The organism is Actinospineispora spinosispora DSM 44797, assembly GCF_000429025.1.
Lineage (GTDB): Bacteria > Actinomycetota > Actinomycetes > Mycobacteriales > Pseudonocardiaceae > Pseudonocardia > Pseudonocardia spinosispora.
Window position 1 is genome coordinate 238,348 of the sequence record NZ_AUBB01000017.1, and the last position, 13,551, is coordinate 251,898.

Here is a 13,551-nt window from a genome sequence, read left to right on the forward strand (position 1 = left end):
CGCGCCCCGATCGACGCACCTGGCGTGCCGGAGATACAACCCGCGAGCGGTATCTTGGTCAATGGCGTTGTCATAAGCTGCCGCTCATGCCGCACCATCCGGGCCGGGTCATCGGCACCCAACGCCGCAGGCGACTGACCAAGACCGGCGCCGTCCTGTCCCACGAGCTCATCGTGCACACCGCCATCCGGCTGCTGAGCCAGGACGGCACCACGGCATTGACCGCGCGTCGGCTCGGCATCGCGCTCGGCGCGGACCCCTCGTCGGTCTACCGTTACTTCCGCGATCTCGACGACCTGGTGCTCGCGGTCGCGGACGAGCTCATCGGGCGGTGTGTCGACGAGCTGACACCGTCCGCGGACTGGCGCGACACCCTGCGTGACATGGGGCGCACGGTCTACGCCACGCTCATGACCCATCCGCACGCCGCTGTGATCACCGCGGCGCGGGTCACCGGTCGGCCGCACGAGATGCGAGCGGTCGAGTACGGACTCGCCGCGCTCCGGTCGGGGGGCTTCGCTCCGGGTGACGCCGCCGCGCACTATCACTGCTTCATCGACCTGGCGCTCGGCTTCGCCGCACTCGACGCCGCGAGCATCGCGCTACCTCCGAAGGACGGCCGCACCGACCACGACGCCTGGGGTTCGGTCTACGCGCGCCTGCCCGCCAGCACCCACCCGAACATCGCCGCGAGCGCTGGCGCGCTGGCGACGACGATGCCGACGACGGCGTTCCCCCGGACCCTGGACCTCTTCCTCGACGCTCTCTCCGCAAGCCTGCCCAGCCACCCATAGTCGCCCGCCCCCTCCCACCACCCGCCCCGCTACGACACGAATGTGGCTTTAGGGACGTTGAACGTCCCTAAAGCCACATTCGTGTCACGGGAGAGGCCGCGGGAGAGGGTGGTGTCGCGTTTCCGCCAGCGCCGGGGCAGACCGGCTGACAACCTCGGGCGGGAGCCTGGTGCGAGCCGGGACTCCGTTCATCGATCCACTCACCTGCCTGGAGTGTCCTACCGTGACCGACAGCCCACAGCGCCGCGCCGCCATCCTGCGTGAGCTGCACACCGACGGAATCCTCGTCCTGCCGAACGCATGGGACGCCGGGAGTGCCGCGCTCATCGCGTCGGCTGGGGCGAAGGTCATCGCCACGACCAGCGCCGCGGTGTCCTGGGCGCTGGGTCGCCCGGACGGTGAAGGGCTCACCCGCGCGGACATGGTCGCCGCCGTCGCGCGGATCGTGGGCGCGGTCGACGTGCCCGTCACAGCCGACATCGAGGGCGGCTACGGCCCGTCCGCCGACGACGTCGCCGCGTCGGTCGAGGCGATCATCGGAGCCGGCGCCGTCGGAGCGAACATCGAGGACTCGCTGGCACCGGGCGGACCGCTTCACACGCCGGCCGAACAGGGGCAGCGGCTGCGTGCGGCACGGTCGGCCGCCGAGCGAGCCGGGCTACCCGAGTTCGTCATCAACGCACGCACCGACGTGTACCTCTTCCAGATCGGCGCCGAGGAGGGCCGTCTGGACGATGTGGTGGCACGGGCCGAGATCTACGCCGAATCCGGCGCGGACTGCCTGTTCGTGCCCGGGCTGGTCGACCTCGACGTGCTCACGGTGCTCGTCGCCAGGTCGCCGCTCCCGATCAACGTCATGGCCGGTCCCGGTGCGCCCGAGATCGCCGCGTTCGAGGCGGTCGGCGTCCGCCGGGTCAGTGTCGGCAGCGGCGTCGGCCAGGCCGCGTACTCGGTGGCGCGCCGGGTGGCCGACGAGCTGCTCACCAAGGGCACCTACGCCGCGCTGGAGGACGCCGAACCCTTCGGCACCCTCAACGGGGCGTTCGCCCGGTCCTGACACGTCGGTGTCTTACACCCTGATCGGCCCGGACGGCACTCCGTATCGGAGTGAGTTCCCGGGCACTCTCGGTGGCCATCGGCGCGGGAAGATCTACGGGCGTCTCGACTGCCCTTCCGCGCTGCGCTGGATCGCGGCCGGTCACTACGTCAGACATCGGGTGTTCTTCGCGGACGAGGACACCGCGCGCCGGGCGGGGTACCGGCCGTGCGCGGTGTGCCTTCCCGGCGAGTACGAGGCCTGGCGCGCTCGTACCTGAACTCCGGTCACACCTCGCAGAGGTTCGTGTCGCGTCGCAGACACTGCAGCATCTGCGACCCGACCTGAAGCTCTGCGACGTCACCGACCCGCCCGGTCGTTCCGGGCTGAGCCGGCTCACGCGCTGTGCACCGACCCGGTCGCGCGATCGATACCGGTCCAGGCCAGCGCCACCGCGCCGTCGACCAGTGCCTGGTGTGCCGTGGCGCCGACGCAGAACGCCGCGAACTCGCGCTGATGATTCGTCGCGGGCAGTGACCCGATCCCGATGTAGGGATGGATCGCCGCGATCACCTGGGACACGTTGCCCATGTCGGTGGACGCCCGGTTCATGCGCGCCGCGAGCCCGCCCGGCGCGAACGTCCGACCGAGCCTGACCGCGTTCGACCGGTACTGCTCCAGCGCGGTCGTGTCGGTGCGGAACTCGGCGTACGGTCTGCTCTCCGGCTCGACGCTCAGCTCGCATCCGGTGGCCAGGGCACCCGCCTCGAAGCAGCGCAAGACCCTCGGCTCCAGCTCCGCCAGCTCGGCGAGCGTCTCGGCGCGGACGTACCACCGCCCCGCACTGGTCTCCGGGATCGCGTTGGGTGCATCTCCCGCGTGGGTGACCACGCCGTGCACCCGCGCCGACGCCGGCAGCTGCTGGCGCAACAGCCCGATCGCTACCTGCGCGATCGTGAACGCGTCGGCCGCATTGACCCCGGCCTCCGGGTACGCGGCCGCGTGGGCGGAGCGCCCGGTGTAGGCGACCCGCGAGTGGCTCACGGCGAAGGGGCGGGCTTCGGCGACGTCGACCGGAGCGGGGTGGACCATCATCGCCAGGTCGACGTCTCCGAACGCGCCCCGGTCCAACAGCTCGATCTTCCCGCCCCCGCCCTCCTCCGCCGGGGTGCCGTACACCTCCACCGTCACACCGGCGTCGTCGGCGACCTCGGCGAGACCCAGCGCGGCGCCCACCGCACTCGCGGCGATCAGGTTGTGTCCGCACGCATGGCTGAGACCGGGCAGCGCGTCGTACTCGGCGCACAACGCGATCCTGGTCGGCCCGGTCCCGAAGCGCGCCAGGAACGCGGTGTCGAGCCCGAGATAGCCCGAGGTCACGTCGAATCCGGCCCGGTCGAGCAGCTCGGGCACCATCGCGGCGGCGCGGTGCTCCTCCCACGCGGTCTCCGGGTCCGCGTGCAACCGCTCGGACAGCCTGATCAGTCCGTCCGCATCACGCAGCGTCCGCTCACGTACGGCGCCCTTCAGCTCGTCGACGCTGCACACTACAGATCCCCGGGCACGCCGTAGGCGGGTGCGGCGGCCGGATCGAGACCTCGACGGACGTAATCGTCGCGCTGCGGCAGCCAGATCCGCAGCAGCTCACCCAGCCTGTCCACCGGGGCGTCGTCCCAGTCGACGCGCAGGTCGGTCACCCGCCAGTCGACGTCGGCGACGACCGCGAGTCCCGCCGAGTGCACCGGACCTGCCTCGCCGCCCGCCTTCAACCCGGCCAGCAGTGCGGCGAACAGGCGTTCCTCCAGCTCGCCACCCTCGGCCGTGAACGTCTCGACGAGCACGTCGGGGATGTGGGTTCCGGACAGCAGGTTGCCGGCTGCGACCACTCCGTCGCCCGCGACGGCGGCGTGCGTACCGAGCGTCTGCGCGCCGCTGAAGTGGCCTCCCGGGCCACTCGCACCCAGCACGGTGAGCTGTCGGTGGTCGATGTGCGCGGTGGACCCGACCACGGTGGCCAGGGCCCGAGCGGCGTCGCCGTGCGCGGCGAGTCCGTCGAGCAGCCGAGTGCCCAGCCGGGGATCGGTGACGTTCTGCGACGCCGAGACGCCGATCCCGGGGCGCAGGTGCAGGCAGCGCGCGGCCACTGCCGGGCTCGACGAGCTGACCGCCATACCGAACCGGGAGCCGTCGCGTGCCGCGATCGAGAACGTCATCGCGTGTCCTCCGGGATCACCGCGATCGCGTCGATCTCACACAGCCATTCCGGACGAGCGAGCCCGGACACGACGAGGCCGGTGGAGATCGGGTGCACACCCTTTGTCCATCTCCCCACCGTTCGGTAGACGGGCTCCCGGTAGCGCGGGTCGATCAGGTAGATGGTGAGCTTCACCAGGTGCTCCAGCCGGCTGCCAGCCTCCTCCAGCAACACCGCGATGTTGCTCATCGCCTGTTCGGCCTGCGCGGCGGCGTCGCCGATCCCGACCGACTCACTCGTCTCCAGGTCCTGCCCGACCTGACCGCGCACGTACACCGTTCCGTTGGCCACGACCGCCTGACACAGGTCGTTGTCCAGGTTCTGCTCGGGATAGGTGTCCCGGGTGTTGAACGGCCGGATTCGAGTGTGTGTCGTCATCGGGTGGCACCGCCCGCAACGCGGTCCGACAGTCCGGCGGCGGAGCGGACCATCTGCAGCGGCCCTTCCCAGTCGAAGTTGCGGTACACCGCCGCCAGGTGCGCGAACGGCGGTGACTGGGCGAACAGCTGGAACGTGAGCCGGTGCCCCGCGTAGTCGGAGTTGAGCAGGTCACGGGCGAAGGCGAGCAGCCTGCGCCGGTCGTCGGCGACCCAGCCGTCGTTGATCGAGTAGTACTTCTCCAGCCAGGGCGCGGTCTCGGGGTTCGCGAAGCTCGCCGCGTCCGGGGTGATGCAGATCTGGCCGCCGCACAGCTCCCTGGCCAGGTGCATCATCGCCGGCAGCTGGGTGGTCGCCAGGACACGCCCGGTGTAGAGCAGCGACTGCTCGGGCATCAGCAGACCACCGGGTGAGGTGGTGCCCATCGCGATCGCGGCGGTCAGGTGGGCGTTGATGCCCTCCCGGTAACAGGCCAGCTGGGCGAGCTTCTCCTGCACGGCCTGCTGACGCTCCAGCCCGGTCTGCTTCACGTTCCACAGCGCCGCGCCGATCATCAGGTCCGCGAGGCGCAGGTTGCGGTAGGTGAACGGCAGCGCCGAGTAGCGGTGCAGCGTGGAACGGATGAATGTAGCGGCCCTGGTGTGCCGGTAGAACAGCACGTCCTCCCAGGGGATCTCGACGTCGTCGAAGATCACCAGCGTGTCCACCTCGTCCACCCGGTTGGACAACGGGTAGTCGTCGGCGGGCGCCCTGCCCGCGAAACCGGTGCGGCAGATGTACTTCAGACCGGGCGCGTTCATGTCCAGGATGAACCCGACCGCGTAGTCGGACAGCTCCGAGTCGCCCCAGTTGGCGATCGTCGGTTTGGTGAACGCCTGGTTCGCGTAGGCGGCGGCGGTCTCGTACTTCGCGCCGCGCACCACGATGCCGCTGTCGGTCTCGCGGACCACGTGCAACAGCATGTCCGGATCCTGGTCCTGCGGGCGCAGCGAGCGGTCGCCCTTCGGGTCGGTGTTCGCCGAGACGTGGAACGGGTCCTCCCGCACCGCGCGGTCGATGTGGCGCCGGATGTTCGCGGAGAACCGAGGATCGACCTCGTCGAGCACGTCCTGACCATCGAACAGCGACCACATCTCGCCGACCGTCTCGTCACCGACCCTGGTCACCACGCCGCGCGCCTCGTCGAGCACCGCATCGATCGCAGATCGTTTGTCGTGCCAGTCCTGGACGGTCAGCGGAAGCTTGTTCGCCACGCTGTTGCGCTGGCCCGTGGTGTCGTCGATGTAGCTCATGACCTCGCGCGTCGCCTGCTCGTGCGCCATGTCGTGGATGCGTGCCCGGATATCGACGATCGGGGCGAACATCGGGTGCGTCGTCACGTCCTTGACCCGCTCGCCGTTGACCCAGATCGCGCGGTCGGTGGACAGCGAGTCCTTGTACTCCTGGCCGGTGCGGATCATGCGGATGCCTCTCTGCGCGCTGGTGCCTGCTGTTCGGGGACGTAGCGGTTGTCCGGATGTGCATCCGGGAAGTCGGGGAAGCGCGACGGCGGGACCGGGCTCGGCGCCGCGTAGGTGCGGCCGGCGTAGATCAGCGGGGTGCCCGGCTCGGAGCGGACGGTGTTGATCCGGCCGATGTGGACCAGGTGGCTGCCCGCTTCCACGGTCGAGTGCGCCGCACAGTCGAAGAAGGCGAGCGCGTCGGCGAGTCTCGGTGTTCCGCTGTCGGAGCCCACCCACTCGCCGCAGGTGAAGTCCCAGCGTTGTTTGCCCGGCCACGGCCGGCCGGCGAAGGTGTCCGCGACATGATCGTGGCGGGTCGCCAGCACGTTCACGCTGAACCGGCCGGAGTCGCGGATCAGCGCGTTCACCGGACTCCGCCGGTGCACGCACACCAGCAGCATCGGCGGCTCGGCGGACACCGAGCACATCGCGCTGACCGTCTGCGCGGCCCGATCACCGTCGTGCGCGGCGCCCACCACCGTGACGCTGGTCGCGAGCCCGCCCATCACGGCGGTGAACGCGCCCGAGATCCCGCCTGCCGGCGGGGCCGAGTCAGGATGCGGCATCAGCTGTGTCCCTTCGCCCGGGTCGTCGGTAGCGACCACCGAACACAGCGTCACCGCATCGCCAACATCTGTCCAACAGATGTTTATGCATCAATACACCATAAAAACCGATGCACAACCTCGAGCGGTCCGGCGGCACTAGCCTCCGGCGGGCGACGGTCCCTGGTTCGGGTACATCGATCGGCACAGGCCCACGAAGGCCCTCGCCCGGCCGGTGAGCCGGACTCCCCGCATCCAGGACACCACGATCTCCAGCGCAGCGATGTCGTCGCGCAGCTCGAGCGATATCGCCCGCCCACCCGCGTAGGTCGTGTCGTGCAGTGGCCGCTGGTTGAGCAACGCGAACCCGTGACCGTGGGCCACGAGTGCGCGCACCGTCTCGTAGCCGCTGGTCCGGTGGCGGACAGTCGGCTCGATGCCGGCGTCGCGCAGGACGGACTGCAGGTACTCGCGGCTGTGCGGCAGGTCGAGCAGCACCATGGGCCGGCCCGCCAGCTCACTCAGCGACACCTTCCCGTCCTCGGCGCCGGCGAGCGGATGCTCAGCGCCGACCAGCACGTACGGGCGGGCGGTGTCCACGACGACGTGGTCGATGTCCTCGTCCAGGTCGTAGGCGTACATGAGCGCGACCTCGCACTCCCCCGCCCGCAGCGCCACCTTCAACGCGGAGTGCTCCCCCTCCCGGACCGACACGTGCACCCGAGGGTGCAGCTCGGCGAAGGTCGCCAGCAGACCGGGAAGCCGGAACGGCGCCAGGGTGGAGAAGCAACCGACCGCCAGCGCGCCGACGAGGTCCGCGCCGGCCTGCCGCGCGACCTCCCGCAGCTCGTTGCCGTGTGCGAGGAAATCGAGTACCCGCTGGTAGAAGGTCTGCCCGGCGACGGTGAGGGTGAGGCCCTTCGCGTGGTGGCGCAGCAGCAGCTGGACCCCCAGCTCACGTTCCAGCTGCGCCACCGCCGTCGAGACAGCCGACTGCGAGACCATCAGCTCGCGGGACGCGACGGTCATGCTCAGGTGCTTCGCCGCGGCCGCGAAGTAACGCAGCTGGACGAGGGTGAAGCCGGGTTCGCTCACGCCCTCATCGTGCCCGAACGGTGCCGGCGCTCCGCACGGTCGTCCTCAGGCCGGCCGGACGCCCGCCGGCCCGGTCGTCTCACCGACCTGGTCGTCACCGGACGCGGCACCCGTGTCCTCGGGTCGCAGCAGCGCCCCACCCGCGGTCTCCGGCATCGACAGCGCGGCGGCGAGCCCGATGAGCGCGGCCACCATCAGGTAGGGGCCGGGCACGAGGATGCTGCCGGTCCAGGTGATCAGCAGTGTCATCAGATACGGGACGGTCCCGGCGAACAACGCGGCGGTGACGTTGTAGGCGATGGACAAACCGCCCTGCCGGGTGCGGGTCGGGAACACCTCGGCCGACCACACCGCGTAGGTGCCCAGGATCGCCGCGAGGATCACGCCGAGGCCCAGGGTCGCCGCCACGGTTCCCGCCATGCCGGTCCCCATCAGCAGGATCGCCGGGTAGGACACCACGAGCAGCGCCCCGGCGGCCCCGACCACGACCGGCTTCCGGCCCGCCCGGTCGGACAGCCGCCCGAACGCCGGAACCAGCACCAGCCCGAGCAGCGAGACCACCGTCGAGATCAGCGCGGTGCTGTCGGCGGAATGACCGAGGTGGTCGGTCTGATAGGTGACCATGTAGGTGAGCACGGCGTAGAACGGGATGTGCATGAGCGTCATGAGCCCGGCGGCCTGCAGCATCTGCCGGACGTTGTGCCGGAACAGCTCACGGATCGGGCTGCGCGCCACGGTGTCCGCTGCCTCCAGCGCCCGGTACTCCGGGGTGTCCTCGATCTTGTTCCGGATCACGAAGCCGATCACTCCGAGAGGCGCGGCGACCAGGAACGGGATCCGCCAGCCCCATGCGACGAGCTGCTGTTCGGACAGACCCACCGACAGCAGGAAGTACGCGAACGAGCCGGCGAGGAACCCGAGCAGCGAGCCGACCTCGAGCCAGCTGACCCCGAACCCGCGCCGGTGGCGCGGCGAGTACTCGGCGAGGAAGCTCGCGGCGCTGCCGAACTCACCACCGGCGGCGAATCCCTGCACCATGCGCGCCACCACGAGCAGCACCGGGGCGGCCGTGCCGATCGTCGCGTGGCCGGGCAGCAGGCCGATAATGAGCGTCGCGGCGGTCATCACGAAGATGACGATGGACAGCGTGCGCTGGCGACCGATGCGGTCTCCGAGCGGCCCGAAGACCAGTGCACCGACCGGCCGGATGCCGAACGACACCGCGAACACGGCGAACACCGACAGCAGTCCGGCGGTCCGGTCCTGCGCCGGGAAGAAGACCTCGGCGATGGTGGTCGCCAGGTAGGCGTAGACGGCCCAGTCGAACCAGTGCACGAACACGCCCGCGGCCCCCGCGACGACGCTGCGGCGCATGGACACCGGATCGACCTCGGTTCGGGGATCGGACGAGCCCGACGGGCTGGGGTGCGCGGCGTCGTCAGCAGGCATGGAAGCCTCCATCCGAGGAGAAGGACGGCGGGGCCGACGAGGCGACGTGTCCGCCGGCGGCGACCGGGAAGATCCGTTCGCTCTGGCGAGGGACGCTAAGCGGAACCCGTGGCATCGGACAAGCATTGATAGTTGACTCATTGCATCTGCTCAGCCGATGCACTGTGTGCGGGACCACCGCCGAGCGGCTTCCGCTGGACGCGCGCACATGCGTACTAACTCATACGGGTTACCGACTGTAGCCACGCGCATCCACTCCGCTGTCCGCCGAGTTACGTCGATATGCGAATCAGCACGTGGCCTCGTCGCGGCCTTGTCACCACTGCCACCCTCGGGCTGGCGATCGCGACAGCGGCCCTGTCGCTGTCGATCACCGGCATCGCCGGAGCCTCGGAGCCCTCCGGCGACGTCGCCTCGACCGAGGTCGAGTTCAGTGTGGTGACCTCGAACAACTCCGGTCTGCCGTGCGCGACCACACCGGGCAACGAGCGTGCCGTGGTGCGCGGTCACCTCACCGGGCCGCGCTCGGAGATCGACTCCTCACACGTCAAGGGGACGCTCTACTCACACGGCGACGGCTACGCCGAGTACTTCTGGCGCTACCCGGGCGACGGTGACTACAACTACGTCGACGAGATGGCCCGGCGCGGGCACGTGTCGGTCAGCATCGACCGGCTCGGCTACGGCGCCAGCGACAAGCCCAACGGCAACAGCCTGTGCTTCGGCGTCGAGGCCGACGTGCTGCACCAGATCGTCGGTCAGCTGCGCCAGGGCAGCTACAAGGGTGACCGCACCCCTCGTTTCGACCGGGTCGGGCTGGTCGGGCACTCCGCGAGCGGCCTGATCGCCGACCAGGAGGTGGCGGCGTTCCACGACGTCGACGCGCTCGGCGTCCTCGACTCCGGCTCGCTCAACGCGACCCCGCTGGTACTGCAGCGAGCCGCCGAGCAGCAGGCCCGCTGCGCGCTGGCACCGGATGCGGCGGCCGCACTGCTGAACCCCCGTTCGCCCGCCGGGTACGCCGCGCTCGAAGCGGACGGCGCGCAGTTCAGCTCCGACCACATCGCCAACGTCGAGCCCGACATCGCCCGCGACCTCGTCGATCGGCGCACGAAGGATGCCTGCGCAGGGACCCGCAACTCCGCCCAGGCACTCGCCGGCAACCCGGTACGCAACAACCTCATCACCGTTCCGGTGCTGGTGCTTGCGGGCGCGCAGGACAGGCTCTTTCCGAACCCCGGACTGCACGCCGCCACCTACACGCACAGCTCACACGTGACGGTGCGTGAGGTGCGCGACGCGGGCCACGCGGTCGCATTCGCCCGCACGGCGCCGGACTTCCACAACGACATGGACAACTGGCTCGACAGCACCGGCCTCTGACACCAAGCCCCCCAGCTCGCACAGAGGTTCTCCACGCCGCACAGAGGCCCTGGCCTCTGTGCGGCGTGCACACGGTCCGTGCGAGCTGTGAGGTCACTTCGGGGGCGGCTAGCCGACCGGGGTTGGAGCCGATTGGCGGATTAGGGTTGTCAGGCGCTGCGCGTCTTCCGTCCCTGGCTCCGCCGTGTAGATCATGAGGCGCAGGTCGCTGCGCGCCACGCTCATCACGTCGCAGTCCAGCGTCACCGGGCCGACGTCGGGATGGTCCACGACCTTGTGCCCCGCCTCGTGCCGGTTCACGGTGCCGGATTCCCACAGCTCGGCGAACAGGGGGCTCTTCGCACGGAGCTCACGGACCAATCCGCGCAGGTGGTCGTCGTTCGGATATCTGCCGGCGGTGGCCCGCAGGTCGGCGGCCATCGCGGTCTGCAGGTCCAGACGCGACCCAGGTGTGTGGCGAACCCGGCTGCCGGGGCCCAGGAAGTTGCGCCACACCCCGTTGCGCTCGTAGCCGTGCCAGTCGCAAGGGTCGCCCATGAGCGCCGCGTACGGCGGGTTGGCCAGCAGCAACGTCCACGCCGCGTCGTACACCCCGACCGGGATTCCGGTGAGCCTGTCCAGCAGCCGGTGGACACCCGGGGTGAGCTGGGACGGCACGGTCCCCGGTCCCGGTGCCACCAGCCCGGCCAGGCTCAGCAGGTGCACCCGTTCCGGCCCGGAGAGCCGCAGCGCCCTGGCGAGCGCCTCGACGACCTGCAGCGACGGATTGGTGGCCCTCCCCTGCTCCAGCCGGGTCACGTAGTCGACCGAGATTCCGGCGAGCAACGCGAGCTCTTCGCGGCGCAACCCGCTGGCGCGGCGATGCCCACCGCTGCGAAGACCCGCCGCCTCCGGGGCGACGCGGTCGCGCCATCGGCGGACCGCCTGACCGAACTCCGCCGTCGCCATGCGTCCAGTGTGCACCGTGTGTCCCGACGCTTCCTGGTACCGGCGGTCCCAGGAAGATCAGACGCCTGGCTGACCAGGTCATGAGGGCACATCGTGGTGACATGACAACAGCACTGATCACCGGAGCGAACAAGGGACTCGGTTTCGAGACCGCTCGCAGGCTCGTCGCCGAAGGTCACACCGTCTATCTCGCCAGCCGCGACGCGGACCGCGGCCGTCGCGCCGCGGACCAACTGGGCGCACGCGCGATCCAGCTCGACGTCACCGACGACGCCTCGGTGCAGGCCGCCGCGAAGGCGATCGAGGCCGACGGAGGACTGGACATCCTGATCAACAACGCCGGGGTCGAGGGTCGAGACGCCGACAACAACGTGATCGGCCCGGCCGAGGTCACCGGGGACGACATGCTCCGGACGTTCGACACGAACGTCTTCGGCGTCGTCCGGGTGCTCCACGCCTTCCTGCCGCTGCTGCGCCGCTCCGCCGCGCCGGTCGTGGTGAACGTCAGCAGCGGACTCGGGTCGCTGACCGCGGTCAGTACCGCGAACACCCCGACCCACGCCTATCCCGGGGTCGCGTACCCGGCGTCGAAAGCGGCGGTCAACATGATCACCGTGCAGTACGCGAAGGCCTTTCCCGCCATGCGTATCAACGCTGTCGAGCCCGGCTTCACCAAGACCGATCTCAACGGCAACACCGGCGTCCAGACGGTCGAACAGGGTGCGGAGATCATCGTGCGGATGGCACTCGTACCCACCGACGGGCCGACCGGGACCTACAGCTCCGCAGCGGGCCCGATTCCCTGGTAGGTCAGCCGGGCAGGTGCGCACCGCTCGGGGTGCCACCGGTCGAGGTCTCGTACAGGTCGCGCCGGAAGCGCTCGTCGATCGTCGCCACGGCCACGAAGGTGACCACTGCCGTGGCGACGATGTACAGCGACACCGACCAGGACGCTCCGGTCGCGGCGAGCAGCGCTGCCATGATGAACGGCGCGAGCCCGCCGGCGAAGACCGACGCGAACTGGTAGCCGAGCGAAGCGCCCGAATAACGCACATCCGCGGGGAACATCTCCACGTACAGCGTCGCCTGCGGCCCGTACATGGTGGCGTGGATGGTGAACCCGATCAGCAGCGCGAGCAGCACCAGCGGCACCGAGCCGGTGTCCACCAGCCAGAACATCGGGAAGGCGAACAACGCCATGAGGACGGTCCCGATCAGGTAGAGACGCTTCCGGTTGCCCATGCGATCGGTGAGCGCCCCGAACAGCGGCATCGTGACGACCTGCGTGGCCCCGGCGACCATCACACACAACAGGATCGACGTACGCGACATCCCGACCCGCTTGGTGGCGTAGTCGAGCATGCCGCTGATCAGGATGTAGAACGTGGCGTTGACCAGGAAGAAGGCCCCGGCCGCCTGGAGAATCTGCCGCCAGTGCCCACGGACCGCCACCCGCAGCGGCGCCTTGGTCAGCCCCGCGTCACGCCGCGACGACGCCGACTCCCGCTGAAGCTGCCGGAACACCGGGGTGTCCTCGATCTTCAGCTGGACGTAGATACCGATCACCACGAGCACGAGCCCGGTGAGGAACGGGATCCGCCAGCCCCAGCTGGTGAACTGCTCATCGGTCAGCACGGACGCCAGGATCAGGAAGAACAGATTGCCCGCGACGGCGCCGAAGATGGCACCGGTCTGCACCAGGCTGCCGTAGAAACCACGCCGCTCGACCGGTGCATGTTCGGTGAGCAGGAGCGCCGCGCCGCCCCACTGCGCGCCGACCCCCAAACCCTGCACGAGGCGCGCGACGACCAGCAGGATCGGCGCCCACACGCCGATGGTCGCGTAGCCGGGGAGCACCCCCACCGCGAACGTCGCCAGCCCCATGACCAGCATGGCGATCACCAACGGTGGTTTGCGCCCGACCCGGTCGCCGAAGTGCCCGGCGATGATGCCACCGAGCGGGCGGGCGACGAAACCGACGGCGAAGGTGGCGAACGACGCGAGTGTCCCCGCGACCGGACTGACCGAGGGGAAGAACCGGGGCCCCAGCACCAGCGCGGCGGCCGTCGCATAGATCAGGAAGTCGAACCATTCCAGCGTCGTGGCGAAGACCGCCGCGGCCGCGAGCCTGCCCATCCTCGTGGCGGGCACCTGCTGTTCCATTCGG

At 69.9% G+C, this 13,551-nt stretch carries 14 protein-coding genes; 5 read left to right on the top strand and 9 right to left on the bottom strand.

The genetic code is table 11. The features are described 5' to 3' along the window. The first annotated feature begins 86 nt into the window (after window positions 1–86). From G406_RS0107270 to G406_RS0107280, 3 genes are all read left to right on the top strand, one after another. Window positions 87–794: a TetR/AcrR family transcriptional regulator gene (locus G406_RS0107270; protein WP_028933333.1), complete on the top strand. Its 708-nt coding sequence runs from the start codon at window positions 87–89 to the stop codon at window positions 792–794. Between the two features lie 223 nt (window positions 795–1,017). Next, a complete protein-coding gene (locus G406_RS0107275) occupies window positions 1,018–1,851 on the top strand; it encodes an isocitrate lyase/PEP mutase family protein (protein ID WP_028933334.1) in 834 nt (277 codons plus the stop codon). Between the two features lie 7 nt (window positions 1,852–1,858). Further along, window positions 1,859–2,110: an Ada metal-binding domain-containing protein gene (locus G406_RS0107280; RefSeq protein WP_028933335.1), complete on the top strand. Its 252-nt coding sequence runs from the start codon at window positions 1,859–1,861 to the stop codon at window positions 2,108–2,110. A gap of 116 nt (window positions 2,111–2,226) precedes the next feature. On the opposite strand, the gene G406_RS0107285 is transcribed toward G406_RS0107280, so the two are convergent. The 7 genes from G406_RS0107285 to G406_RS45155 form a co-directional block, all read right to left on the bottom strand. Next, entirely contained in the window at window positions 2,227–3,378 is a 1,152-nt protein-coding gene (locus tag G406_RS0107285; RefSeq protein ID WP_425414568.1) for a M20 family metallopeptidase, read from the bottom strand. Continuing rightward, on the bottom strand, window positions 3,378–4,043 hold the full coding sequence (locus tag G406_RS0107290) for a DUF1028 domain-containing protein (RefSeq protein WP_028933337.1): 666 nt from the start codon (window positions 4,041–4,043) through the stop codon (window positions 3,378–3,380). The genes G406_RS0107285 and G406_RS0107290 overlap by 1 nt, the downstream gene beginning before the upstream one ends. Beyond that, complete coding sequence (locus G406_RS0107295; protein WP_028933338.1) at window positions 4,040–4,462, bottom strand: RidA family protein; 423 nt, start codon at window positions 4,460–4,462, stop codon at window positions 4,040–4,042. The genes G406_RS0107290 and G406_RS0107295 overlap by 4 nt, the downstream gene beginning before the upstream one ends. Further along, a complete protein-coding gene (locus G406_RS0107300; RefSeq protein ID WP_028933339.1) occupies window positions 4,459–5,922 on the bottom strand; it encodes a 4-hydroxyphenylacetate 3-hydroxylase family protein in 1,464 nt (487 codons plus the stop codon). The genes G406_RS0107295 and G406_RS0107300 overlap by 4 nt, the downstream gene beginning before the upstream one ends. Beyond that, on the bottom strand, window positions 5,919–6,530 hold the full coding sequence (locus tag G406_RS45150) for a flavin reductase family protein (RefSeq protein WP_051341786.1): 612 nt from the start codon (window positions 6,528–6,530) through the stop codon (window positions 5,919–5,921). The genes G406_RS0107300 and G406_RS45150 overlap by 4 nt, the downstream gene beginning before the upstream one ends. 138 nt (window positions 6,531–6,668) lie before the next feature. Then, window positions 6,669–7,604, bottom strand: coding sequence for a LysR substrate-binding domain-containing protein (locus G406_RS0107310; RefSeq protein WP_028933340.1), 936 nt, complete (start codon window positions 7,602–7,604; stop codon window positions 6,669–6,671). 45 nt (window positions 7,605–7,649) lie between these two features. Next, a complete protein-coding gene (locus G406_RS45155) occupies window positions 7,650–9,053 on the bottom strand; it encodes an MFS transporter (RefSeq protein WP_051341757.1) in 1,404 nt (467 codons plus the stop codon). A 282-nt stretch (window positions 9,054–9,335) separates the two neighbouring features. Here G406_RS45155 and G406_RS0107320 point away from each other — a divergent pair, with 282 nt between their 5' ends. Next, the gene (locus G406_RS0107320; RefSeq protein WP_028933341.1) at window positions 9,336–10,436 is read left to right on the top strand and encodes an alpha/beta hydrolase; all 1,101 of its coding nucleotides are present in this window, start codon (window positions 9,336–9,338) and stop codon (window positions 10,434–10,436) included. Between the two features lie 108 nt (window positions 10,437–10,544). On the opposite strand, the gene G406_RS0107325 is transcribed toward G406_RS0107320, so the two are convergent. After that, entirely contained in the window at window positions 10,545–11,384 is an 840-nt protein-coding gene (locus tag G406_RS0107325) for a helix-turn-helix transcriptional regulator (RefSeq protein ID WP_028933342.1), read from the bottom strand. Window positions 11,385–11,485: 101 nt separating this feature from the next. On the opposite strand from G406_RS0107325, the gene G406_RS0107330 reads away from it, so the two are divergent. Next, window positions 11,486–12,193, top strand: a complete 708-nt coding sequence (locus tag G406_RS0107330) for an SDR family oxidoreductase (protein WP_028933343.1) — start codon at window positions 11,486–11,488, stop codon at window positions 12,191–12,193. A gap of 1 nt (window position 12,194) precedes the next feature. On the opposite strand, the gene G406_RS45160 is transcribed toward G406_RS0107330, so the two are convergent. Further along, window positions 12,195–13,547, bottom strand: coding sequence for an MFS transporter (locus G406_RS45160; RefSeq protein WP_051341787.1), 1,353 nt, complete (start codon window positions 13,545–13,547; stop codon window positions 12,195–12,197). Window positions 13,548–13,551 lie beyond the last annotated feature (4 nt).

Bases quoted from the DNA above. Each gene is read 5' to 3' on its own strand.
- G406_RS0107270 (WP_028933333.1), top strand. From the start codon at position 87: ATGCCGCACCATCCGGGCCGGGTCATCGGCACCCAACGCCGCAGGCGA.
- G406_RS0107290 (WP_028933337.1), bottom strand. From the start codon at position 4,043: ATGACGTTCTCGATCGCGGCACGCGACGGCTCCCGGTTCGGTATGGCG.
- G406_RS0107295 (WP_028933338.1), bottom strand. From the start codon at position 4,462: ATGACGACACACACTCGAATCCGGCCGTTCAACACCCGGGACACCTAT.
- G406_RS0107300 (WP_028933339.1), bottom strand. From the start codon at position 5,922: ATGATCCGCACCGGCCAGGAGTACAAGGACTCGCTGTCCACCGACCGC.
- G406_RS45150 (WP_051341786.1), bottom strand. From the start codon at position 6,530: ATGCCGCATCCTGACTCGGCCCCGCCGGCAGGCGGGATCTCGGGCGCG.
- G406_RS45155 (WP_051341757.1), bottom strand. From the start codon at position 9,053: ATGCCTGCTGACGACGCCGCGCACCCCAGCCCGTCGGGCTCGTCCGAT.
- G406_RS0107320 (WP_028933341.1), top strand. From the start codon at position 9,336: ATGCGAATCAGCACGTGGCCTCGTCGCGGCCTTGTCACCACTGCCACC.
- G406_RS0107325 (WP_028933342.1), bottom strand. From the start codon at position 11,384: ATGGCGACGGCGGAGTTCGGTCAGGCGGTCCGCCGATGGCGCGACCGC.
- G406_RS0107330 (WP_028933343.1), top strand. From the start codon at position 11,486: ATGACAACAGCACTGATCACCGGAGCGAACAAGGGACTCGGTTTCGAG.
- G406_RS45160 (WP_051341787.1), bottom strand. From the start codon at position 13,547: ATGGAACAGCAGGTGCCCGCCACGAGGATGGGCAGGCTCGCGGCCGCG.